This window comes from Haloferax sp. DFSO60 (genome assembly GCF_046557615.1).
In the GTDB taxonomy this organism is placed as follows: domain Archaea; phylum Halobacteriota; class Halobacteria; order Halobacteriales; family Haloferacaceae; genus Haloferax.
In genome coordinates this window covers 1,465,685-1,488,402 of sequence record NZ_JBKIII010000001.1, presented here as the reverse complement: position 1 = coordinate 1,488,402, position 22,718 = coordinate 1,465,685, and the positions used below count along the sequence as shown (strand labels likewise).

24 protein-coding genes are annotated in these 22,718 nt (G+C 60.5%); 14 read left to right on the top strand and 10 right to left on the bottom strand.

Annotated features, from left to right (window positions below):
* Positions 1–110 precede the first annotated feature (110 nt).
* Both ACK509_RS07975 and ACK509_RS07970 read left to right on the top strand, forming a co-directional pair.
* Positions 111–350, top strand: coding sequence for a GIY-YIG nuclease family protein (locus ACK509_RS07975; RefSeq protein WP_410765952.1), 240 nt, complete (start codon positions 111–113; stop codon positions 348–350).
* A gap of 35 nt (positions 351–385) precedes the next feature.
* Positions 386–1,759, top strand: a complete 1,374-nt coding sequence (locus ACK509_RS07970; protein WP_410765951.1) for a phosphoglucomutase/phosphomannomutase family protein — start codon at positions 386–388, stop codon at positions 1,757–1,759.
* Between the two features lie 19 nt (positions 1,760–1,778).
* Here the strand turns inward: ACK509_RS07970 and ACK509_RS07965 are convergent, their stop codons facing one another.
* From ACK509_RS07965 to samp2, 3 genes are all read right to left on the bottom strand, one after another.
* A complete protein-coding gene (locus ACK509_RS07965; RefSeq protein ID WP_410765950.1) occupies positions 1,779–2,147 on the bottom strand; it encodes a winged helix-turn-helix domain-containing protein in 369 nt (122 codons plus the stop codon).
* Positions 2,148–2,256: 109 nt separating this feature from the next.
* A complete protein-coding gene (locus ACK509_RS07960; RefSeq protein WP_410765949.1) occupies positions 2,257–2,655 on the bottom strand; it encodes a GNAT family N-acetyltransferase in 399 nt (132 codons plus the stop codon).
* Positions 2,656–2,664: 9 nt separating this feature from the next.
* Positions 2,665–2,865: a ubiquitin-like small modifier protein SAMP2 gene (samp2, locus tag ACK509_RS07955; RefSeq protein ID WP_410765948.1), complete on the bottom strand. Its 201-nt coding sequence runs from the start codon at positions 2,863–2,865 to the stop codon at positions 2,665–2,667.
* A 149-nt stretch (positions 2,866–3,014) separates the two neighbouring features.
* On the opposite strand from samp2, the gene ACK509_RS07950 reads away from it, so the two are divergent.
* Positions 3,015–3,308: a GYD domain-containing protein gene (locus tag ACK509_RS07950; RefSeq protein ID WP_410765947.1), complete on the top strand. Its 294-nt coding sequence runs from the start codon at positions 3,015–3,017 to the stop codon at positions 3,306–3,308.
* Positions 3,309–3,397: 89 nt separating this feature from the next.
* Positions 3,398–4,384, top strand: a complete 987-nt coding sequence (locus ACK509_RS07945; RefSeq protein ID WP_410765946.1) for a replication factor C small subunit — start codon at positions 3,398–3,400, stop codon at positions 4,382–4,384.
* Here the strand turns inward: ACK509_RS07945 and ACK509_RS07940 are convergent.
* Positions 4,381–6,603, bottom strand: a complete 2,223-nt coding sequence (locus tag ACK509_RS07940; RefSeq protein ID WP_410765945.1) for a GAF domain-containing protein — start codon at positions 6,601–6,603, stop codon at positions 4,381–4,383. The genes ACK509_RS07945 and ACK509_RS07940 overlap by 4 nt on opposite strands.
* A 153-nt stretch (positions 6,604–6,756) precedes the next feature.
* Entirely contained in the window at positions 6,757–7,242 is a 486-nt protein-coding gene (locus tag ACK509_RS07935) for a TspO/MBR family protein (protein WP_410766265.1), read from the bottom strand.
* A 123-nt stretch (positions 7,243–7,365) separates the two neighbouring features.
* On the opposite strand from ACK509_RS07935, the gene alaS reads away from it, so the two are divergent.
* The 9 genes from alaS to ACK509_RS07890 all read left to right on the top strand — a co-directional run bounded on the left by alaS (position 7,366) and on the right by ACK509_RS07890 (position 16,502).
* Positions 7,366–10,134, top strand: a complete 2,769-nt coding sequence (alaS, locus tag ACK509_RS07930) for an alanine--tRNA ligase (RefSeq protein WP_410765944.1) — start codon at positions 7,366–7,368, stop codon at positions 10,132–10,134.
* Between the two features lie 132 nt (positions 10,135–10,266).
* Positions 10,267–10,863 carry a hypothetical protein gene (locus ACK509_RS07925; RefSeq protein ID WP_410765943.1) on the top strand — a complete coding sequence of 199 codons (597 nt, stop codon included), beginning with the start codon at positions 10,267–10,269 and terminating at the stop codon, positions 10,861–10,863.
* A 48-nt stretch (positions 10,864–10,911) separates the two neighbouring features.
* Positions 10,912–11,685 (top strand): alpha/beta fold hydrolase, encoded by a 774-nt coding sequence (locus ACK509_RS07920; RefSeq protein WP_410765942.1) that lies wholly within the window; start codon positions 10,912–10,914, stop codon positions 11,683–11,685.
* Between the two features lie 70 nt (positions 11,686–11,755).
* Positions 11,756–12,463 carry a type 1 glutamine amidotransferase gene (locus tag ACK509_RS07915; RefSeq protein WP_410765941.1) on the top strand — a complete coding sequence of 236 codons (708 nt, stop codon included), beginning with the start codon at positions 11,756–11,758 and terminating at the stop codon, positions 12,461–12,463.
* Positions 12,464–12,544: 81 nt separating this feature from the next.
* Positions 12,545–13,708, top strand: a complete 1,164-nt coding sequence (locus tag ACK509_RS07910; RefSeq protein WP_410765940.1) for an acyl-CoA dehydrogenase family protein — start codon at positions 12,545–12,547, stop codon at positions 13,706–13,708.
* Between the two features lie 106 nt (positions 13,709–13,814).
* On the top strand, positions 13,815–14,105 hold the full coding sequence (locus tag ACK509_RS07905; protein WP_410765939.1) for a hypothetical protein: 291 nt from the start codon (positions 13,815–13,817) through the stop codon (positions 14,103–14,105).
* A 165-nt stretch (positions 14,106–14,270) separates the two neighbouring features.
* Positions 14,271–15,650, top strand: a complete 1,380-nt coding sequence (locus ACK509_RS07900) for a PGF-CTERM sorting domain-containing protein (protein ID WP_410765938.1) — start codon at positions 14,271–14,273, stop codon at positions 15,648–15,650.
* Between the two features lie 85 nt (positions 15,651–15,735).
* Positions 15,736–16,059: a ferredoxin family protein gene (locus tag ACK509_RS07895; protein ID WP_410765937.1), complete on the top strand. Its 324-nt coding sequence runs from the start codon at positions 15,736–15,738 to the stop codon at positions 16,057–16,059.
* A 71-nt stretch (positions 16,060–16,130) separates the two neighbouring features.
* Complete coding sequence (locus tag ACK509_RS07890; protein WP_410765936.1) at positions 16,131–16,502, top strand: VOC family protein; 372 nt, start codon at positions 16,131–16,133, stop codon at positions 16,500–16,502.
* A 47-nt stretch (positions 16,503–16,549) separates the two neighbouring features.
* Here the strand turns inward: ACK509_RS07890 and ACK509_RS07885 are convergent, their stop codons facing one another.
* Positions 16,550–17,677, bottom strand: coding sequence for an ATP-binding protein (locus ACK509_RS07885; RefSeq protein WP_410765934.1), 1,128 nt, complete (start codon positions 17,675–17,677; stop codon positions 16,550–16,552).
* 273 nt (positions 17,678–17,950) lie between these two features.
* On the opposite strand from ACK509_RS07885, the gene ACK509_RS07880 reads away from it, so the two are divergent.
* Complete coding sequence (locus ACK509_RS07880; protein ID WP_410765933.1) at positions 17,951–18,403, top strand: ferritin-like domain-containing protein; 453 nt, start codon at positions 17,951–17,953, stop codon at positions 18,401–18,403.
* Positions 18,404–18,503: 100 nt separating this feature from the next.
* On the opposite strand, the gene ACK509_RS07875 is transcribed toward ACK509_RS07880, so the two are convergent.
* The 4 genes from ACK509_RS07875 to ACK509_RS07860 form a co-directional block, all read right to left on the bottom strand.
* Positions 18,504–20,615, bottom strand: coding sequence for a heterodisulfide reductase-related iron-sulfur binding cluster (locus ACK509_RS07875; RefSeq protein WP_410765932.1), 2,112 nt, complete (start codon positions 20,613–20,615; stop codon positions 18,504–18,506).
* Positions 20,616–20,680: 65 nt separating this feature from the next.
* Complete coding sequence (locus tag ACK509_RS07870; RefSeq protein WP_410765931.1) at positions 20,681–21,403, bottom strand: energy-coupling factor transporter transmembrane component T family protein; 723 nt, start codon at positions 21,401–21,403, stop codon at positions 20,681–20,683.
* On the bottom strand, positions 21,397–22,107 hold the full coding sequence (locus ACK509_RS07865) for an energy-coupling factor ABC transporter ATP-binding protein (protein WP_410765930.1): 711 nt from the start codon (positions 22,105–22,107) through the stop codon (positions 21,397–21,399). The genes ACK509_RS07870 and ACK509_RS07865 overlap by 7 nt, the downstream gene beginning before the upstream one ends.
* Positions 22,108–22,686: a biotin transporter BioY gene (locus ACK509_RS07860; RefSeq protein ID WP_410765929.1), complete on the bottom strand. Its 579-nt coding sequence runs from the start codon at positions 22,684–22,686 to the stop codon at positions 22,108–22,110.
* Positions 22,687–22,718: the final 32 nt, after the last annotated feature.

Genomic DNA, 22,718 nt, shown 5'->3' with positions numbered 1-22,718 from the left:
TGCCCGCACTGCATGACCACTGAAGCGGCAAAAGACCACCACGCGAAGCCAACACCGAATGCACGAGTTCGAGCGGAGGATTCATCTCCTCAGACTTGAACCACTTTCTCGTGCATTTCGTCTACATGGTCGAGTGTAGCGATGGCTCACTCTACACCGGGTACACCACGGACGTCGAGCGACGCGTCTCCGAACACAATGCGGGGACTGGTGCGAAGTACACTCGCGGGCGGACGCCGGTCGAACTCGTCCACGTCGAGGAGTACGACTCCAAATCAGCGGCCATGTCCCGCGAGTACGAAATCAAGCAACTCTCGACGAAGAAGAAGCGCCGTCTCACAGAGTCGTAACGTAGTTTTTTGATGTGCGCCGGAGTGGTTCGAGTATGGACCAGATTGCTTTCGGGACCGATGGGTGGCGCGCCACGTTAGACACGTTTACCGACGACCGAGTCCGCATCGTCGGCCAGGCCGTCTCGGAGTACCTCTCCGACGAGGGTTACACCGACCCCGTCCTCGTCGGCTACGACGCCCGCGAAACCTCGCCCGGATTCGCCGAGTCGCTCGCCGAGGTCATCTCCGGAAACGGTTTTGATGTTTTGCTCCCCGAGCGCGACTGCCCGACGCCCCTCGTCGCCTACAACATCGTCGAGCGCGGCCTCTCTGGTGCGCTCATGGTCACGGCCTCCCACAACCCGCCTGAGTACAACGGCGTGAAGTTCATCCCCTCCGACGGCGCACCGGCACTCCCCGAAGTGACCGACTCGGTCGCCGAACGCCTCGCCGAACCCGACTTGCTCCCCGAATCCGAGCGCGGAACCATCGAGCGCGTGGACCTCGTCTCGCCCCACGCCGACCACGCGATGGACCTCGTCGGCAGCGACCTCTCGGAACTGACCGTCGTCTACGACGCCATGCACGGGAGCGGACGCGGTGTCACCGATGCGTTGCTCGAATCCGCCGGTGCGGAGGTCGTTCGCCTCCACTGCGAGCGCGACCCGACCTTCGGCGGAAAGTCGCCCGAACCCTCGGCCGAAAACCTCGAAGCCCTCGCCGACGCCATCGACGAACACGACGCAGACCTCGGTGTCGCGAACGACGGCGACGCCGACCGACTCGCGATTGCGACGCCCGACCGTGGCGTCCTCGACGAGAACCTGTTTTTCGCCGCCGTCTACGACTACCTCCTCGAATCCGACTCCGGCCCTGCGATTCGAACGGTCTCGACGACGTTCCTCATCGACCGCATCGCCGAAGCCCACGGCGAGGAAGTCTTCGAGACGGCTGTCGGCTTCAAGTGGGTCGCTGACGGCATGCGCGAACACGACGCCCTCATGGGCGGCGAAGAGTCGGGTGGCTTCTCCATTCGCGGGCACGTCCGCGAGAAAGACGGCGTCCTCATGGGCCTGCTCGCGGCCTCCGTCGCCGCCGAAGAGCCCTTCGACGCCCGCCTCGACCGAATTGCAGAGGAACACGGCGACATCGTCGCAGACAAAATTAGTATCGACTGCCCCGATTCCGAGAAATCTCGCGTCCTCTCGGACCTCGAAGGTGAACTCCCCGAGACGGTTGCGGGGCGCGAAATCGCCAAAGTCGTCACCATCGACGGCTTCAAACTCCTCCTCGATGACGGTTCGTGGCTCTTAGTGCGTCCCTCTGGAACCGAGCCAAAGCTTCGCGTCTACGCGGAAGCAGGCAGTGAAGAAGCCGTGTCGTCGCTCCTCGAAGCGGGCGACGCGTTGGTCAGACCGCTCGTCTAAGTCGCTGACTGGCTGTCGGTTACTCGTTTTTCTCGTCGCGTGGTCGGACGACACCCCGATACGTCGAAGTAAAGAGCGGCAGGTGTTCGGCGTGTTCGGTGAGCGTGACCGTCTCGCGTGAGACGCGCACTAAATTCGCCGCTTCGAGCTTTGGGAGGTGTTCTTCGGCGATGCCGACTGCCGTTCGCTCTCTGGTTGGTGTATCGACTTGATTCGGGGGAATATCCAGTAGCCGCCCTGCGAGTGCCGCTGTGAGCTCCGCGAACGAGACTGGCGTGTCTCGTCCGTGGAGATACTGGATAACGTATCGTCGCGCTGGGTCTGCTAACGCATCGAAGACGCAGTCCCAATCGCTGAGAATGTGTGGTTGTTCGTCTCGCTCTCCCATTGGTTCGACCCGTCGGCAATTGTCGGCGAGAGATTATGTCTGTGTCGGTTGTTAACATTAGACAGAATAGTTCTCCCCACAAGCACGTTCTCGGCTCACTGACGGTCCGTTACTGAAAATCGTCGTGGACGCCGCGGAATCGCTCGCCTTCGTCCTCACGTTCACCCTCGGCGCGCTCGATAGCGAAATCCAGTGCTTCGTAAAACGGGCGTACTCCGGCATCGAACGTGGCGACGAGTCGCTCTCGGTTGGTGGCGGCTGCCCGCACCAGTTTCGTTCCAATCCCACGTCCACGACGACTCGGCGAGACGGCGACTGCTTCGATGAAGTCGCCATCGAGGACGAGCGCGCCGACGACACGACCGGAAGATTCGGCGACCAGACAGTCGCCCGCGTCGAGTTTCGTGCGGATGTCCGATGCGTCGGCTTCGAGTAACCCCGCATCGAGGATGCGCATCACGTCGAGAAAGTCGTCAGCTGTCCCCGCTCTGACGGTCAACTTGCTCATCGACGTGACTTACCCACCTTTGATGAGACGAAGCACCTTCACGTAGTCCACTTCGACGGGTTGGTCTTCGGGGACGGGGCGGCCATCGACGAGTACGGACACCTCGTGGGGACTCAGGTCGACGGCCTTCACGAGGTCAGCGTAGGTGCCGTCGTCGTCCACGGTGAGTTCGTGGGTCTCCTCGCCGACGACTTCGACGGTGACGTTCATGCGGGTTCGTCTGGCGGCAGTGGCTTTCAGTCCGTCGGCTCGTGACTCTCTTCTCGCCGCAACTGTCTCGAATCGATGGCGATGTGAGTCTTTAATGTGATGTCTGAACAACATTTATGGGCGTCTTCGGACGCGAGGAAGACACCACTATGCCGACGTACGTCACCCTCTGGAACTACACACAAGACGGGATGAGCAAGATAGACGAGAGTCCGGCCCGCCTCGATGCTGCGACCGACCTCATGGAGTCACTCGGTGGCGAGTTGAAGTCGTTCTACCTCACGATGGGGCAGTACGACCTCGTGACTATTGCCGAATTCCCGGACGACGACACTGCGGCGAAAGCACTGCTTCGCATCGGCCAAACCGGCGCTGTCGCCGGTGAGACTCTGAAAGCGTGGCCGGAAGACGACTATCGCGACCTCATTGCGAACCTGCCCTGAGTGCGCGATTCGTCGTCGTTGCTTCCAATTTTTTCGCACGATGGACTACTCTCGGACGGTTTATGTGCCGGGCGCACTGTCAGTCTGCTATGAGCGAGGCCGCGGAGTCGGGCGACGCCCCGACGGGTCGTGAAATTTGGATCGAGAAGTATCGACCGCAGACGCTCGACGACGTCTACGGACAAGAGGCAATCGTCGAACGTCTTCGGAGCTATATCGAGCGCGACGAACTGCCTCATTTGCTCTTTGCAGGCCCGGCAGGCGTCGGCAAGACGACCTCTGCAACCGCGATTGCCCGCGCCCTCTATGGCGACAATTGGCGAGGTAACTTCCTCGAACTCAACGCTTCTGACGAACGCGGTATCGACGTGGTGCGCGACCGAATCAAGAACTTCGCGCGCTCGTCGTTCAACCCCGAACGCGGTTACACGATAATCTTCCTCGACGAGGCCGACTCGCTGACGAACGACGCACAGTCGGCCCTGCGCCGCACCATGGAGGAGTTCTCAGACAAGACGCGCTTTATCCTCTCGTGTAACTACTCCTCGAAGATTATCGACCCCATCCAGTCGCGGTGTGCGGTGTTCCGCTTTTCGCCACTCGGCGACGAAGCAATCGCCAACCAAACCCGTGATATCGCCGAAGCTGAGGGTATCGAACTCACCGACGACGGCCTCGACGCACTCGTCTACGCCGCAAGCGGTGACATGCGACGCGCCATCAACTCTCTCCAAGCGGCGGCAACCACGGGCGAAGTCGTGGACGAAGAAGCCGTCTACATGATTACGGCGACCGCCCGCCCCGAAGACATCGAGACGATGGTACAGGCGGCAATCGATGGCGAGTTCACGACGGCACGAAAGAAACTAGAGACACTCATCGTCGATACCGGGATGGCTGGTGGCGACATCATCGACCAACTTCACCGCGCCGTCTGGGACTTCGACCTCGACGAGCGAACTGCGGTCCAACTGATGGAGCGCATCGGTGAGGCAGACTACCGCATCTCCGAAGGTGCAAACGAACAGGTGCAACTCGAAGCGCTGCTCGCGTCGCTCGCCCTCTCGGAAAACTAAGTCTCGAACTCGAACCGCGCGCCGCCGATTTTTCCTTCGGTCACGCTACAGGTCCAGCCGTGCGCATCGGAGATTGACCGAACGATGGCGAGTCCATAGCCAATTCCGTCGTTGCCGGAAGTCTGTCCGGGCTCGAACACCTCGTTCCGGCGTTCGGGTTCGATACCAGGGCCGTCGTCTTCGACGTAGAACCCATCTCGGTCTTCGAGTTTGCCGACGGTGACGTGGACATCCTCACTCACGTGCTTGACGGCGTTTCTGAAGAGATTTGCGAGGAGTTCGACCAACCGGTCGGGGTCGGCATCGATGGCGACACCGGAGTCTGCTTCCAGCGTCGCGTCCATGGTTTCGGTCGTCATCCACGCTCGACGAGCGATGTGTTCGAGCGAAACCTCGACCGTCTCGCCGACGAGTTGGCCACGTCGAGCGAGCGACAGTAGGTCGTCGATGAGTACTTCCATGCGGTCGAGTGCGTTATCTGCGGTCTCGAACCGGGATTCGTCGCCCGTCTCACGCGCCAGTTCGAGGTTACCGCGAGCCACACCAAGCGGGTTTCGCAGGTCGTGACTGACGATGTTGGCGAACTCTTCGAGTCGCTCGTTCTGTCGCTCTAATTCGAGTTCGCGCGCCTTGCGATGGGTGATGTCCGTGTAGATTGCGTAGCCTGCGCCGCGTTCTTCTCCCGGCGAGAGTGGGACCACGTTCAAGATGAAGTCGCGAAAGCCGTTTTTCGTCTGGCGTCGGACCTCGCCACGATAGCTCTCGCCGCGTCCGACGAGGAGTTCCGGTGGGCACTCCGGTACGTCATCGGGTTGGTCACTCGTCGGCCCAACGGGGCAGATACGACTGAGGAGATTCGTGTCGTCGATTTCGTCCGAACAGTAACCGAACGTCTCTTTGAACACTTGGTTCACTTCGGTGACTTCGACGGTGTCGTCACGCACGTCGAATGCGACTGCGGCATCCGAAATGTGTGCGAACAGCGCGTTCAGGCGGTCACGCTCGTCTCGGAGGTTCGCTTCGGCCTGAATCCGCTCTGCGGTCACCGAGACGTGGTCCATGAGTAACTCGGTGAGTTCTGCGTCGCGCTGGCTGAACGTATTCGGCTCGAAAGACGCCGCTTGAAACACAGCGATGTCACCGATTGGGACGCTCAACCCCGAGCGGTACATCTGCTTGACTGGCTTTGCATCGCTGTCGGTGGCGATATCAGAGACGAGTTGTGTTTCGCCGGTCAGGTGCGTTTTGGCCGCGACGCCGCCGTCTTCGAGCGTGGTTCGCTGGGCACCGCCTTCGGGCGCGTCAGACGAGATTGCCATCGGAACGATTGCACCGTCTTCGACGACGCCGATATAGCTCAAATTGAATTCGAGAATGTTGTCGGTGACTTGAACGGTTCGTTCGAACAGTTCTTCGAGGGTCGTCGCCGCCGCGAGTTTCGCCGCACCTTGGTGAAGTCGCTCGATTTGTTCGCGGCCTTGGCGGACCTGTGCTTCCGTCTCGATGCGTGTTCGGGTTCCTGCGATGTACGACGCGAGAAGTTCGGCGAGTCGGAGGTCGGTTTCGTCGTAGGCATCTTGCTGTTTCGAAATCGCCTGGAACACGCCCACGTCTCCGATTGGAACGCTGACGGCCGACCGATACGAGGGTTCTCGTGGTTCGGCGATCGGGTGGCTGTGTACGTCGTCGATGAGGAACGACCGCGCGTTTTGAAACGTCGAGCCGACGATGCCTTTGTTCGGTGGAATCGGTCCGTCTGATTCGTCGTGGGAGTTACTCGCCCGGATGTAGAGGCCATCCGAGTCGGCGATGATAATCGACGTGTTGTCGAACGCCAAAATCCGGTCTGCGAGGTCGATGCCACGCTGATAGAGTTCATCGACCGTCTCCGACATGATGAGGCTCGTCGTTCCCTCGTAGAGCCGTTTGAGTCGGCTATCTTCGGACTCCCGCGCTGTACGTTGTGCGAGTACCCATCGGACCTGCCTTTCGAGGGCCTTCTGGTCGCCTGCGGGGACGTAGGCGTCGAATCGATTTGGGTCCGCAATCGCCTCCGGGTCGGCGTCGGTGTACAACACAACCGGAACGTCAGACGACACGCTCGCGCCCGGGTCGCTCACGACCACACACCCCGGCGTCGAAGTGCCATCACGGTCGCTTTCACGCAACACACGGACGCTCTCGCCGAAGTCAACGTCGTCAGCGAGCGCGTCGTCCACGAAAACAATATTCTCGGCTGTTTGCACGTCTGTCTCACTAACCCACGGTCACCCACTGCATAACCGTTGCGGCATGGGTGCCGAACGTATTAACTGCCTCCTTGTGGGCTCTGTCGGCTTTTCACAACGATTCTGAGTTCAAAATATACCCGACTAATTCAGCGACCAAAATCCGTAATTGAGGACGGTTGCGAAGGCGACCCACGCGAGATATGGGACGAGCAGGAGTGCGGCCCGCCGGTCCACCTGTGCGAACTCCCATATCGTCAGGAGAATCCCTCCGAGCAACCCCACGATGACGACTAACCCGAGTGCGGGCGACTCCAACCCGAAGAACGCCGCCGACCACGCGACGTTGACCACGAGTTGGCCGCCGAAGACGATGAGTGCCCGTCTGCTTCGAGGGCTGTTCGACTGGGAGACGAGATACGCCGCCACTCCCATGAGTGTAAAGAGCGTCACCCAGACCGGTCCGAAGACCCAGTTTGGCGGGGCGAACCACGGGCGGACGAGCGTGTCGTACCACGACCCAATTGCGGTGACGGTGAAGACGCTCCCGACGACACCAGCCAGTTGTGCAAGAATGACCCACCCGAGCAGTTCGGCGACGTTTCGCCGACGAATGGACGAGAGTTCCATACTGCTGTAATTGGTCGGCGTGCAGATGAGCGCCACGGTCGTGTCGGTGAAAAACGTCCCAAACCGGGCGTCTGCGGCCATTTCCCGGAACTGTTTTACCTCACGGTAGACCAGAGTTGGGCAATGAGCGAACTCGAAGCGGAGTACCGCCTCGACTATTTCGAGGAGGAAGACTTCTACCGGAAGCAGTGCCCCGTGACGGGCGCGTACTTCTGGACGCGAGACCCGGACCGCGAGACGTGCGGTGAGCCACCGGCCGACGACTACACCTTTATCGACAACCCCGGATTCGACGAGGAGTACACACTCGAAGAGATGCGCGAGAAGTTCCTCTCGTTCTTCGAGGAACACGACCACGAGCGTATCGACCCGTATCCGGTCGCCGCGAACCGCTGGCGTGACGACGTCCTTCTGACGCAGGCATCTATCTACGACTTCCAGCCACTCGTCACGTCCGGCGAGACGCCGCCACCGGCCAACCCGCTCACCATCTCCCAGCCCTGTATCCGCATGCAGGACATCGACAACGTGGGTAAGACCGGCCGCCACACGATGGCGTTCGAGATGATGGCGCACCACGCCTTCAACGCCCGCGAAGAGGCCGGTGACAAGTACGCCTACGAGGGTGAAGTCTACTGGAAGGACGAGACGGTCCGTCTCTGCGACGAGTTCTTCGAGTCGCTCGGCGCTGATATCTCCGAAATCACCTACATCGAGGACCCGTGGGTCGGCGGCGGCAACGCCGGACCCGCGTTCGAAGTCCTCTACCGCGGTGCCGAACTCGCCACCCTCGTCTTCATGTCGATGAAACAGGACCCAGACGGCGACTACGAACTCAAAGACGGCAACACCTACTCGCCGATGGACACGTACATCGTGGACACCGGCTACGGACTCGAACGCTGGACGTGGGTCTCCCAAGGCACCCCGACGGTGTACGAGGCCGTCTACCCCGACATGATTGCGTTCCTCAAAGAGAACGCAGGCATCGAACACACCGACGAGGAAGAGAAACTCATCCACCGCGCCGCTTCGATGTCGGGCAACCTCGACATCGACGAAATCGACGACCTCTCGACTGCGCGTGCGGAAATCGCCGACGAACTCGGTGTCGAGACGGAGAAACTCACGTCGCTGCTTCGCCCGCTCGAAGACATCTACGCCATCGCCGACCACTGCCGTACTCTGGCATATATGTTCGGTGACGGCATCGTCCCCTCGAACGTCGGCACGGGCTACCTCGCTCGGATGGTCCTTCGCCGCACGAAGCGCCTCGTTGACAACCTCGGCGTCGATGCGCCGCTGGACGAACTCGTGGACATGCAGGCCGAGCGCCTCGACTACGAGAACCGCGACACCATCCGCGACATCGTCCGCAGTGAAGAGCGCAAGTACCGCGAGACGCTCAAGCGTGGGTCTCGCCGCGTCCGCCAACTCGCCGACGACTACGCCGGGTCCGAAGAGTCCATCCCTGTGGACGAACTCATCGAACTCTACGACTCGCACGGCATCCAGCCCGATATGGTGCAGGAAATCGCCGAAGAGCGTGGTGCGTCTGTGGACATTCCCGACGATTTCTACTCACTCGTCGCCGACCGCCACGAACAGGTCAAAGCGAGCGAAGAGACCACCGAACGCGACGAGCGCCTCGCCGACCTCCCCGAGACGGACAAACTCTACTACGACGACCAGGACCGCACGGAGTTCGAAGCAGTTGTCCTCGACGTGTTCGAGCGCGAGGAGGGCTACGACGTGGTCCTCGACCAGACGATGTTCTACCCAGAAGGCGGTGGCCAACCCGCCGACCACGGGACGCTCTCGACGGACGATACGACCGTCGAAGTGAGCGATGTGCAAATCGAGGGCGACGTGATTCTCCACCACACCGACGAAGACCCCGGTAAGGGAGAGTTCGTCCGCGGCCAACTCGACGTCGAACGCCGCCGTCGCTTGATGCGACACCACACGGCGACTCACGTCATCGGCCACGCAATCCGCGAAGTTCTCGGTGACCACATCCGACAGGCCGGTGCCTCGAAAGGCGTGGACCGCTCGCGTCTCGACGTGACCCACTACGAGCGCATCACGCGCGAAGAGGTCAAGCAAATCGAACTCGTGGCCAACGAGTTCGTCATGCGGAACATCCCGGTCAAACAGGAGTGGCCGGACCGTCACGACGCCGAGAAGAAACACGGCTTCGACCTCTATCAGGGTGGTATCCCGCCGGGAGAACAGATTCGACTCATCCACGTCGGCAGCGACGTGCAAGCCTGTGGTGGGACCCACGTCAAGCGAACGGGTGACATTGGCTCCATCAAGGTGCTGACGACCGAACCCGTCCAAGACGGTGTCGAGCGCGTCGTCTTCGCCGCTGGCAACGCCGCTATCGAGGCGACCCAGCGCACCGAGGACGCGCTCTACGACGCGTCCGAAATCCTCGACGTGAACTGGGAGGACGTCCCCGCGACGGCCGAGCGGTTCTTCACCGAGTGGAAGGCCCGCGGAAAGACTATCGACCGCCTGAAGACCGAACTTGCGGAAGTTCGCGCGACCGCTGGAGCAGACGAAATCGACATCGGCGGCGCGTCCGCCGTCGTCCAGCGACTCGACGGCGACGCAGACGAACTTCGTGCGACCGCTAACGCCCTCGTCGAAGACGGCACCGTCGCCGTCCTCGGCTCTGCGGCAGGCGGGAGCGCCCAGTTCGTCGTCGGCGTCCCCGACGGTGTCGCAATCAACGCTGGTGAAGTCGTCGGCCAACTCGCTCGCAAAGTCGGCGGCGGCGGTGGCGGCCCTGCCGACTTCGCACAGGGCGGCGGCCCCAACGTTGACGCGCTCGACGAGACGCTCGAAGAAGCTCCTGACATCCTTCGAACCGTCCTGAACGCGTAAGCGGACACTCGTGGACTTTTCGCTCGTTTTCTACGTTGTCCTGTGAGCGATGCGTCTCAGACGCTATTTTTGGTATATTTTTTGTAATAACGTTAGATAGACATAAGTGGTGATACGTGTTGGTTGATGACAATGATTTATGGCGAATTGCTCGACGGGCGTACTTCCTGCCACTCTGTCTTGATTCTCGGAAGCGGCCGTTCGTCAGGGCTTACAGAACTCGTCGATGTCGGTTCGCCGTCACGAACGCCGTTACTCGTGATTTCGTTTTCGCCACAGGTCTCGTCTGACATCGACTATTGGCAGGACTTCCTCGGCTTTCGACCACCCGACCTTACGGTCATCACGACCGACTCAGCCACCGGAACTCCCAACACCGAAGACACCGTGTCGCACGTCTCTGCACCCTCCGATATGACTGGTATCGGTATGCAGGCGACCGAACAACTCGCGTCGTGGGACGACGAATCGGGCCTTCGGCCACTCGTCGTCGTCGATTCGCTCACGATTCTCCTCCAGTACGTCTCGGTCAAGTCGCTGTATCGGTTCTTACACGCGCTCACCGTTCGGTTGGACGCGTCCGGCGCGCGCGGACTCTTCTTTCTCGACCCGCAGACACAGGACGACAAAACCGTCTACACGTTCGCGTCACTGTTCGACGCGATTGCAGAGCGTGACGAAGAGACGGGTGCCGAGGAGTCGTCTGAATGGTCCATCCGTTCGCGGTAGCACCGAGAGACGGGCACGCCTAAGTCGGTCGGTCGCCGACTCGGCGATATGCCTACGGCAACAAACGACGGCGTCAGTCTCTATTACGACGCCGATGGGGACGGCGAAACGGTCGCGTTCGTCGGCGACGCGGGATACGGTGCGTGGCAATGGGGCTGGCAACACGCCGCTCTCGCTGGACCATTTCAGAGCCTCGTTATGGACGTTCGTGGGTCGGGCCGGTCCGAAGCGCCCGACGGTCCGTACCGAGTCGGTACGCTGGCACACGACCTGAACGCCGTCCTCGCGGACGCCGGTGTCAGAAAAGCCCACGTCGTCGGCCTCGGCTTGGGTGGGATGATTGGTCTGCAAGCCGCGCGAAGCACCTCGCGCGTGAAGTCGCTCACCGTCATCGGAAGCGCCGCATCGGGTGCCAACCTCGACGTCGAACCACTCTACGGTAACCCCACCATCGAGGACGAGGTTCGAGAGTCGCTGACTCCTGCGCTCTCCGAGGAGTTCCGTGCTGACTTCCCCGACGTGTGCGACCAGATTGTCGGGTGGCGGCGTGAGGAAGACGCCACACTCAGTTCGTGGGCGGCACAAGCCGCCGCTATCGAGGCGTTCGATGCCGGGCCGCTGTACGAAATTACGACGCCGACGCTCGTCCTTCACGGTGAGAACGACCCGGTGTGGCCCGTCGAAGGCGGTCGCACACTCGCAGATGGGCTGCCGAACGGTGAGTTCCAGTCGTTCGAGGGTGCGCGCCACCTCGTCACCGTCGAGCAGTCGCGTCTCGTCAACGACGCGCTCGTCGGCTTTCTCGAAGACAACATGGAGTAGGCGTCATCAGCAGCGGCCAATTCCGTCCCGGGCGCAACTCCTTTGGCCACCTATGGTCTGTATTCGGGTAATGACCAGGCCACGCTTTGCCTTCTTGGATGCGTCACACTCCGACTCGAGCACCTCTCGGAACTTCCGCCGCGAACTCGACGCCGACCTCTCGGAGTTCGACGTGACCGAGGGGAACCTTCCGGCACACTTCGACTACGACGGTGTCGTCATCACGGGGTCGTCGTCGTCGGTCTACTGGGACGATGAGTGGATTCAGAATCTCCTTTCGTGGGTCGCAGAAGCCGACGAGCGCGGCCTGCCGATTCTCGGTGTCTGTTTCGGCCATCAAGTCGTCGCTCAGGCCCTCGGCGGGACCGTCGAAGACATGGGTGAATTCGAACTCGGCTACAGCCGAATTTCGAAAACCGATGACGGCGACGAACTCCTCTCGGACATCTCAGAGGAGTTCCTCGTCTTCACCTCCCACGGCGACGTCGTGACCGAACTCCCGCCGGGTGCGACCCTGCTCGCCGAGAACGAGTTTGGCGTCCACGCGTTCCGCCGAAACCACGCCTTCGGCGTGCAGTTCCACCCCGAGTACGACATGGACACCGCAGAGAAGATTACCCGGTCGAAAGACTTCCTCCCCGACGACCAGATTCAGTCGGTTCTCGATGGCATCACCGCCGAGAACTTCGATGCGGCTTGCGAGGCAAAGCGCCTGTTCGACAACTTCGTCATCTACGTCGACCGCGTTCGCGCCGAATCTACTACATCTGCGGCCTGAACGACTTCGATTTTCGCGTCCGGCGTCGCCACGAGACGTGTGAGCGAATCGCTTTTCACTTCGCCAATCGCACGGTCTATCATGCTCGATTATCTAGGTCTCGAATCGGACCTCACCAGCGAAGAGAAGATGGTCCGCGACGAGGCCCGCCGATTCGTCGAAGAGCAGGTCAAACCCGACATTGGCGAGCATTTCGAAGACGGGACGTTCCCGACAGAACTCATCCCCGAGATGGGCGAACTCGGCTTCTACGCGCCCAATCTCGACGGATATGGCCTCCCCGGACTCGGCCAGCGCGCCTACGGTCTCTTGATGCAGGAACTCGAAGCAGGCGACTCCGGCCTGCGTTCGATGGCGAGCGTACAGGGGTCGCTCGTTATCTACCCGATTCACGCCTACGGCTCTGAAGAGCAGAAGGAAAAGTGGCTTCCAAAACTCGGGACCGGTGAGTACGTCGGGTGTTTCGGCCTCACGGAACCCGAACACGGGTCGGACCCGGCGGGCATGCAGACCCGTGCCGAACGTGATGATGACGGCTACGTCCTCAACGGGTCGAAGACGTGGATTACGAACTCTCCAATCGCCGACGTTGCGGTCGTCTGGGCGCGTGACACCTCGACCGAAGACTCGCCGGTCCGTGGATTCCTCGTCGAGACCGACCGCGACGGCGTGACGACGAACAAAATCGACGACAAACTCTCTATGCGCGCGTCGGTGACGGGCGAAATCGGTCTCAACGACGTGTGGATTCCCGAAGCGAACGTCCTTCCCGGTGTTGAAGGCATGAAAGGCCCACTGTCGTGTCTCACGCAAGCCCGCTACGGTATCTCGTGGGGTGTCGTCGGTGCGGCCCGCGACGCCTTCGAGACGGCCCTCCAGTATGCAAAAGACCGCGACCAGTTCGGCGGTCCAATCGCCCGCTTCCAACTCCAGCAGGGCAAACTCGCCGAGATGGCGACACAAATCACGAACGCCCAGTTGCAGGCCTACCGCCTCGCCGACCTGAAAGAGCGAGGTGACCTCCGACACCAGCACGTCTCGATGGCAAAGCGCCACAACGTCCGGGTCGCCCGCGAGGTGACGCGCACGGCCCGCGAGATGCTCGGCGGAAACGGCATCACGACCGACTACTCGCCGATGCGACATCTCGCCAACATCGAAACTGTCTACACCTACGAAGGTACCGACGACATCCACACGCTCGTTCTCGGTGCCGATTTGACCGGAATTCCGGCGTTCAAATAGTCGCAGAAGCGACTCACCGAGGCGCTTTCGACATTGTGTGTGACGCGTGCCAACAATACACATATCTATATACCCTGGGGGCCGTATCGTCTCACGGAACCATACAATGACTACTTCGGCACAAGACCGTCCAGCCCCTCTCGACCTCTCACACGAAGAGTCGTGGGTTGTCCACACTGCCCTGCTCGCCGCAATCGAGCGGGCATATTCCGAGGACGAAGAGCCGACGCCAGCGACAGACCTGCTCGTGCGGGTCGAAGCAGGCAACGAAGATTTCACCCGCGCAGAACTCGACTATATCGTAGACGCACTCTGCGACTATCGTGACGAAGCGCCCGACCGCGACGTCGAATTCGTCGCTCGAGCGCTCGCTCACATCGAGGCTGCAAAAGCGTAAGTACCGCCCTCCAACTGCCCTCCCGTTTCCTTTCACTCAGTCGCTTGTCGCTCACTACTGATACCACTCTGAAATGACAATTTAGAAAGTAATTAGTTGGTGGTTTGAAACTACCAACCAATGCGCCCCTCCAACATGAACGTCGTCCTGGTTATTGCTCTCGCAATGGCTCTTCTTACGACAGCAGTCGCACCTGCAACGGCCTCCCCAGAGCCCTACGAGTTCACAGAAAGTGCGTTCTACGGCGAACAGGGTGAGGTCGTCTCAATTACACTCGAAACGCCAGATAGCGCGAACAACACGTTCGACGTTCACATCGGCGACGAGAACCAGGGATTTCTCGTCCACGCAACGGTGGTTGACGAGAACGACGATGGAACCGTCACGCTCGAAATGAACACCTCGACTGCTGGTCAGACCGACCCTGAATCGTATCTCTCCGTTGCTGGTGACGACTCGATTCGAAACTCGTCGCAATCGACGTACTATCTCTCGAATCTCCTTGATGCCGGTGACTACGAACTTCGAACCGGACCAATAGACGACCCGAACGATACGGCGACGCTCGTCATCGAAGAGAACGACTCTGCGGTTGACCCGATTTCGGCGACGCCTATCCCGAAGCCACCGGAGGAACCCGAGTTCGTAGACCCTCTTTATCTGGCAACTCCCGGTATCGATAACACCGCGACGATTCAGGTCGCGTTCGATTCGAGCAGAACCGCAACGCTCCGTATCTCGGCCAACGAAGGGGAGTCCAACGGCACCGGATACAACACGACCGTCGAACTCGCCGACGGTAACGGCGACCGGAAAGCCACCGTGAGTATCGACTTGACTGCATCCGCCGACGCAACGCCAGACGAGTATCTCTCTGTCTCAAATGGTGACCGAATCGAGGATCTCTCGTGGAACGACTCGGCGACGACCATCACGGCAGAGACGGACTACGACCTCTCACTCTCCGACGGGAACGAGACCGTTGACATCGGCACGCTCGTCGTGCAAGCAAAACAGGTTCCCGAGACCACTGGTTCGAACGCGTCGTTCGCCGAGTCTATAGTACACGCCCCCCTGAACAACAACAGCGTTGCAAACATCACCGTCGAGTTCGGCCCTACCACAGAGCGTGCGACGTTCACCGCTGGGTCCGAATCTGACGGCTTCTACTCGACCGGCCAACTCATGGATGCCGACGGCGACGGACAAGTCGTCTTCTTACTCAACCTGACTGCACCCTACAACTCCGACCACTTCATGACCGTTTCCGAGGGTGACGAGGTTCATGGGTTCTCCATATCCCGACCGAGAAATTACACCGAGAGCGAACCTGACCTCGAATACGACCTCGAACTCACTGCCGGAGGAAACGTCACCGACATCGGGACGCTGGTGCTTTCGGAAGGTCTGAAGACGACGCAAGCGACAGCGACCGACACAACGACCGAAGCGACCTCTACCACTGGCTCCGACACGCCGGGATTCGGCCCAGCAGTTGCAATCATCGCGCTCGCCGCAGTTGCACTGGTCGCCACTCGTCGCTGACTGGTCTCGAATCACTTCGTTGTCTTCGAATTCTCTGACCCGTGATGAAGACGCTTTAGTATCTCCCCCAGCGAATTTTCAGCAAATGGCTATCGACCCGAATTTCGACCAGAACCGCAAGAAAGCAGGAGAAGAAAACGGTGTTACTGTCTGGGGCCCCGTCGAACCACCGGAGAAACTCGGCATCCACGGCACCCACGTCGCCGTCGATTACGACATCTGTCTCGCAGACGGCGCGTGTCTCGAAAACTGCCCCGTGGACGTGTTCACGTGGGTCGATACGCCCGACCACCCCGTGAGCGAGATGAAAGTCGAACCCACGAACGAAGACCAGTGTATCGACTGCATGCTCTGTGTCGATATCTGCCCCGTGGATGCAATCGACGTGGACGCCTCCCGGCAAGCCTGACCCGTCTCACACACGCCCGAGAAACTGCCCATAGGCCGCCGTTTATTGTTCTCGCTCGCGTCAGTCGTCTCATGGGACTTATTCACACTGCACTCGTCATCTCGGACCTCAAAGCGACCCGTGAGTTCTACACCGTCCTCGGACTCGAACAGACCTCTCAGTTCGAACTCGATGGGGTACAAAACGTCTATCTCGGGAGCGACGACACCGATATGGAACTCCAACTGAAGTACGACCCAACCTCGACGGCGCAAATCGAACCGTCGGGTATCGACCACGTCGCCATCGAAGTCGAGAACGTGGACCAGGCGTTCGAAGAGATTCTGGAAGCCGAGAATCCCGACGTGGTGAAAGCACCGCTGAATATCGACGCCGCGGATGCCCGTGCCGCGTTCGTCAAAGACCCGGACGGCTACGTAGTCGAACTGGTCGAGTACATCTAAGATATTCTCGGCGTTCGCCCTACACATCGCGGAAAACCCGTCGTAAGTCACTCGCTCGACGATATCGAAGTGGCGCTTTGCAACCGAAGTTCGACTGTCGTCCCCGATGGGGTCGCATCAACCGTGATTGTGCCGTCTAAGTTCGTAATAATCCAAAAGACGAGCGCCAAGCCGAGGCCGCTTCCGTGGGTCAATGGCTCTTCCGCACCGCCGGTCAGAACTTGTTGTTCGTCAACTGGTAGCCCCGGTCCGTCGTCGTCGATACGAACAACAGTCTCGTCGGATTCGTGGGTGAGCATCACCTCGATAGTTGGTTCGCTCCCGCTGTACGTCGCCGCGTTGTCGAGGAGTTCGGTGACGGCGTCTGCGAACTCCGGTGAGGCAAATGTCACTGCCTCTTTTGGAGCGGTGAGCGCCACCTCGACGGCTGGGTGTTGACGGTTGGTTTCATCGACTGCCTCGTGGACGACAGGAACGATGTCTGTCGGTCTGGTAACCGGGACGGTGCGCGTCAACTGCTCCAGTTTCCGACTCTTTTCAGCTGTCGCCAGTAATCCTGTCGTGGTCGAGCCGATAATCTGTGACCACCGCTTTTCGTCGCCGCTCGTTCGGCTTTCGAGGAGTTGCGCGTATCCATTGACGACGTTCAGGTCGTTGCGGAGGTTGTGACGGAGGACGCGGTTGAGAACCGAAATCAGACGGTCACGGTTCGCGAGGTCCTTTTGATGATAGAACCGTTCGAGTACCTGCCGCGTGACCTCTCCGGCGAGTTCGATGAAGATGCGTTCGACTTCGGTAAACTCTCCGTCTCGTGATTCACGCGCTACAAAACACATCGTTCCGTAGGGTTCGCCGAACACGTCGATTCGAATTCCGAGATACGTATCGAGTCGATGGAGTTGATAGGCGTAGTCGTCAGCCCACCCTTGGTTCCCCGCGTCGTTGAGTGCTACCGGTCGAGATTGCGCTACCGTTCGTCGGCAGTACGAGTTACTGAGTTCTGCTGTGAGTCCTTCAGGATATGGGCCGTCGGGCGAGTCAGTCGAACTGACGACTTCCCACTGATCGGTGGCTTTGTCGATATCCGTGATGTGGCCGTGTTCGATGCCGAGGTATCGGGTCCCGATTTCGAGAACTCGCGCCAAGGCTTGTTTGCGCGGCAGTGGCTGATGCATCAGCCTGTAAAGTTCGCTTCGTGCCTCGTCACCCGACAGCGACCGAGATGCATCACCCTGATTCACGATATAAGGTTCCGATTTTCCGGTCTGTTTTTTCGACGGGCGGACACTCTCACCCGGAGCAATCTGGTATGGTTGTTGAATATTGTTCTCAATCTGTCTTTATACCTGTTTCTACGACTGAACTACCGGGGTCTCTCTGAACAAATGCGGACCTTCCTGCCGGAGGCGAACAGGTATTTGTGGTCAGAGATTCAACAGTAGAGTGCCATGTCTGAGGACGTAACTGCGCTGTTGAAGCGCGCGTATCATGACGAACTGGAAACGGTGATGAACTACATGACGAACTCCATCGTCCTCGACGGAGTCCGGGCCGAGGAGATAAAGGAGTCGCTCAAGGCGGACATTCAAGAAGAGTTGGGCCACGCCGAACAAATCGGCAACCGTCTCAAACAACTCGACGAGAAACCACCGGGTTCGGGAACGTTCGAGGCCCGCCAACCTAACCTCCAGCCACCGGAAGATAGCACGAACGTCAGCTCGGTCATCGACGGCGTCCTCGAAGCCGAAGAGGACGCAATCGAGACCTACCGTTCGCTCATCACCGCTGCAGAGGAGGCCAACGACCCCGTCACCGAGGACCTCGCGGTGACTCTCCTCGGCGACGAAGAAGCCCACCGGACGGAGTTCCGCGGCTTCAAGAAAGAGTACGACCGCGACTAACGCGCGTCGCCTCGGTTCGACCCGTTTTCACGTTTTTTTGCCCAGTGAGCAACTGCTACCGCTCGTCAACACAGCAAAAATAAAAAACGCTGAAACCTGCTCAGTCCGCCGAGGCGGGCGTCGTTTCCGACCCGACTGCGCCAGCCTTCGCGTCGAGTGCTTCGACGATAAGCTCTGAAATATCGATAATCTCGATGTCCTCCTCGTAGTTTCCGGTCTTGCGTCCGTCTTCGTACATCGTCGCGCACATCGGACAGGCGACGACGAACCGCTCGACACCGCCCTCTGTATCTTCGAGGGCTTCGCGGAGGCGCTCTTCGGAGGGCTTGGACTCTTCTTCGTGGTCGATCCAGAGACCGCCGCCGCCGCCACCGCAACAGAACGAGTCGGCGCGGTTACGCGGCATCTCGGCGAGAGAGACGCCCGTCGAACGGATGACCTCACGTGGTGCCTCGTACTCACCGTTGTAGCGTCCGAGGTGACACGGGTCGTGGTAGGTGACCGTCTGGTCGGTGAGTTCGCTCCCCGAGAGACCGAGGCGGCCGTCGTTCACGAGCGACTCGACCAGTTGCGTGTAGTGGAAGACTGGGTAGTCGAACGAGTCGTCCATTTCCGGGTACTCGTTCTGGAACGTGTTGTACGAGTGGGGGTCCGTACAGACGATTTTCTCGAAGTCGCAGTCGGCCATCGCGGCGACGTTGTCCTCGACGAGCATCTCGTACAGACCTTCTTCGCCGACGCGGCGCACGTCGTTGCCGTCGTGCTGTTCGTCCTCGTAGAGGATGCCGTAGGAGACGCCGGACTCCTCGAAAATTCGGGCGAGCGAGCGAGCGACGGCGCGGTTGCGCTCGTCGTAGGATGGGTAGTCGCCGACGTACCAGAGGAACTCCACAGGTTCGTCGCGGGCGTCCGGAACCTCGAAGTCGAGTTCTTTGGTCCAGTCCGGGCGCTTGCGTTGTGGGTCGCCGAAGGCGTTGCCGTTCGAGAAGATGTTCATCATCGCTTCCTGAACCGATTCCTGTTGCTGACCCGTTTCGGTCAGGCGACGGTTCATCTCGGTGAAGTGCGCGAGGTGTTCGATATCGACCGGACAGGCGTCCATGCAGGCCATGCAGGCCATACAGGAGTCCATCGACTCACTGGCGATAACCGAAGTTCCGCCGTCCGCGACGATGTCGATTGAGTCGCCGCCCGCGTCAAGTGAGTCTCGGTAGGTCTTCAAGTCGAGAATCACGTCGCGGGGGTCGAGGTTGCGACCGGAGGCCTTCGCCGGACAGGCGTCCGAACAGCGGCCACACTTCGTACACGCGTCGAAATCGAGCAGCGCCTTCCACGAGAAGTCGTCTTCCGAGACGTAGCCAATCTCGTCTGGCGGGGTGTCTGCCGGAACCTTGGGCAGGCGAACGCCTGCTTTCTCGTCGGCGGTGATGAGGTTCGCATACGACGTGAGCATGTGGAGCGGTTTGGCGTACGGAATCGCCGCGACGAACGCGAGTGCGAGAATCGCGTGCGACCACCAGCCGAGGCGGTAGAGGCTTTCGGCCAGTCCCGGACCCATGCCGACGCCCTCGAACACGAGCGCGACGAACCAGCCGACGAAGCTCACCGTCTCGAAGTCGGGGAAGCCAGTGCCGACGATGCGGAGGGCTTCGATGACGTAGCCACCGACGCCGAGCAAGAAGAGCGTCCAGATGAACGCCGCATCTTCGAAGCCGGTGTGCTTGCCCCACAGGCGGGGGTGACGGACGCCGTAACGACGCCAGAGGGCCATGCCGATGCCGACGACGAAGGCGAGGCCCATGAAGTCCATCACGAAGGAGTACGAGAGGTAGAACTGGCCGACGAAGAAGGACTCTTGGGAGAGAAGCTTCGTCCAGATGTCCATGTCGATAGCGAGGATGGTCGTTCCGATGAGGAGCGTCAGAAAGCCCCAGAGGATGAGCGTGTGCATCACGCCCGCGTAGGTGTCTCTGTCGAACTGCTTTCGATTCGAGAAGACGAGTCTCGTCGCGCGCACTGTTCGCCCCGGTAAATCAGACAGGCGGTCAAACGGGTCGTCGCCACCACGAGCGTATCTCGCAATCCGCTCGTACACCCCATATATGAATACGAGGATGGCGATACCAGCGAGGCCGTAGAAGAGCGCCTCACCGGTTGGACTAATCGTCCAGAAGGTCTCCCGAGTGACCTCCGCCTGGGCCACAAATACCATAATCAATCACCGGAGAACGAGGTGTTAAATCTTGTCAACGGAAATCGCCGCTGTCCGCCGAAATCTCAGGCAGATATGACGAGAGAAAGTATTGCAGCAATCCCAAGTCCGAGTGCGACAAGAAGTGCCGGGAAGTCGTGTCGCCCGAATCGAAGTTCCGGAAGCGTCGGGTTCCACGCGAAACAGCGTGCCCGAAGTGCGAGTGCGAGCGAATCTGCCCGTGCAAACGACCGACGAAGGCCACCCGCTGCGACGAGCGAGAGTCGTTCGTGGAGTCGCCGTTCGGTTCCCAGTCGGGCCGCCTGCGCTTCTCGAACTCGCAGTAAATCGCGTCGCACGAGCGGGAGAAACCGGAAGACGAGCGAGACGCCGACGCCGAGCATGATTCCAACTCGCCCCGGGACGAGTCGCTGCACTGCGGCGCGCGAGTCTCGAACCGGCGTCGTTCGGACGTAGGCGGCCGCAACGAGAAACACGAGGACGACACGAATACTCGCCAGTGCGGGGTCGATGGCGTCGCTTGGAACGAACCACGGCGACCCGAGTGTGACCCCTTCCACGATGGGTGCGAGAAGGAGGAACGGAACCGCGAATTTGAGCGCCGAGAGCGACGCCCGGACAGACGTGTTCGCGGCGCGCAGACAACCGAGTGCGACGACGCCGAGGACGAGCAATCCCATGGGTGTCGTGTAGGCCAGCGCCGCCGCCGCGAACGTGACTTGGACGGCGAGTTTCGCTCGCGGGTCGAGTCGGTGGGCGAGTGAGTCACCCGGTTCGTAGCTCAACACGGCGAATCAGGCGCTCGAACGTCGAAGTGGGCGAGTTCGTCGTTCACGTCGGCCGGTTCACCGTCGAGGACGACCCGCCCGTTCGAGAGTACGACCACGCGGTCGGCGAGCGAAATCACGTCGCGCAGGTCGTGGGTGACGATGATGAGGCTCGTTCCATCTTCCCGAAGTTCCCCTAATCGGTTCAGTACGGACTGTCTCGCCGGTTCGTCTAACCCCGTAAACGGTTCGTCGAGAACGAGGTGGTCGGGGTCCATCGCCAGTGCGCCAGCGATAGCGAGGCGTTCGACCTCACCGCCGGAGAGGGTGTCCACGCGGTCGGACTCGCGACCTGCGAGGTTGACGGCGGTCAACGATTCCTCCACGCGCCGGTCGATTTCGTCGCGGTCGAGTCCAAGGTTCTCGGGGCCGAATGCCACGTCCGCGCCGACGGTGGCCGCGACGAGTTGGTCTTCGGGGTGTTGGAACACCATCGAGACGGCAGTTCGCGCGGCGACGAGGTTCTCGGAGACGTCGCGGTCGTTGACAGTGACGCTCCCCTCGTCGGGTTCTAAGAGGCCGTTGAAGTGACGAACGAGCGTCGTCTTCCCCGACCCGTTCGCCCCCGCGAGAGCGACGCACTCGCCGTCCTCGATGGTGAGGTCGATGCCATCGAGTGCGGCCGTCTCGCCGTAGCGGTGGACGAGCGACTCGACCTGAATCATCTAATTTGCCGCGATTGCGTCGCTGCGGACGATGCCGACGGCGGCGGCGATTTTGAACGCTTCGGCAGGGATGAACGCGGCCGAGGCCACCCAGAAGGCCGCCCCGAGGCCGATGTTCTGGACGAACGCGAATCCAATCGTTCCGAGGGCGTAGATGACGACGGTTCCGGCGACCATCGCGCCGACGAGTCGGAGCGTGTTCACGCGGTAGTCACCGAGCGTGACGCCGTTGTGGACGATAGCGCCCGTGACGGCGGCGGCGAGGGGATACGAGAGGAGGTAGCCACCGGTTGGACCGACGAGCGCGCCAAAGCCAGCAGAGCCACCGGCGAAGACGGGTGCGCCGAGACTTCCGGCGACGAGATAGAGTACCATCGACGCGCCACCCCAAACTGGTCCAAGAAAGATACCGGCGAGGAAGACGACGAGTACCTGCATCGTCACCGGAATCGGCGAGAGTGGATTCGGGAACGACACGTACGCGGCCGCGCCCATGAGCGCCGCAAAGAGCGCCGCACGAGCGACGTTGCCGACGAGTTCGTCGCCGACGAGTTCGACAGAGTCGTGTTCGGTTGCCATACGCTCGCTGTCTCGTAAACCAAGTTTAATAT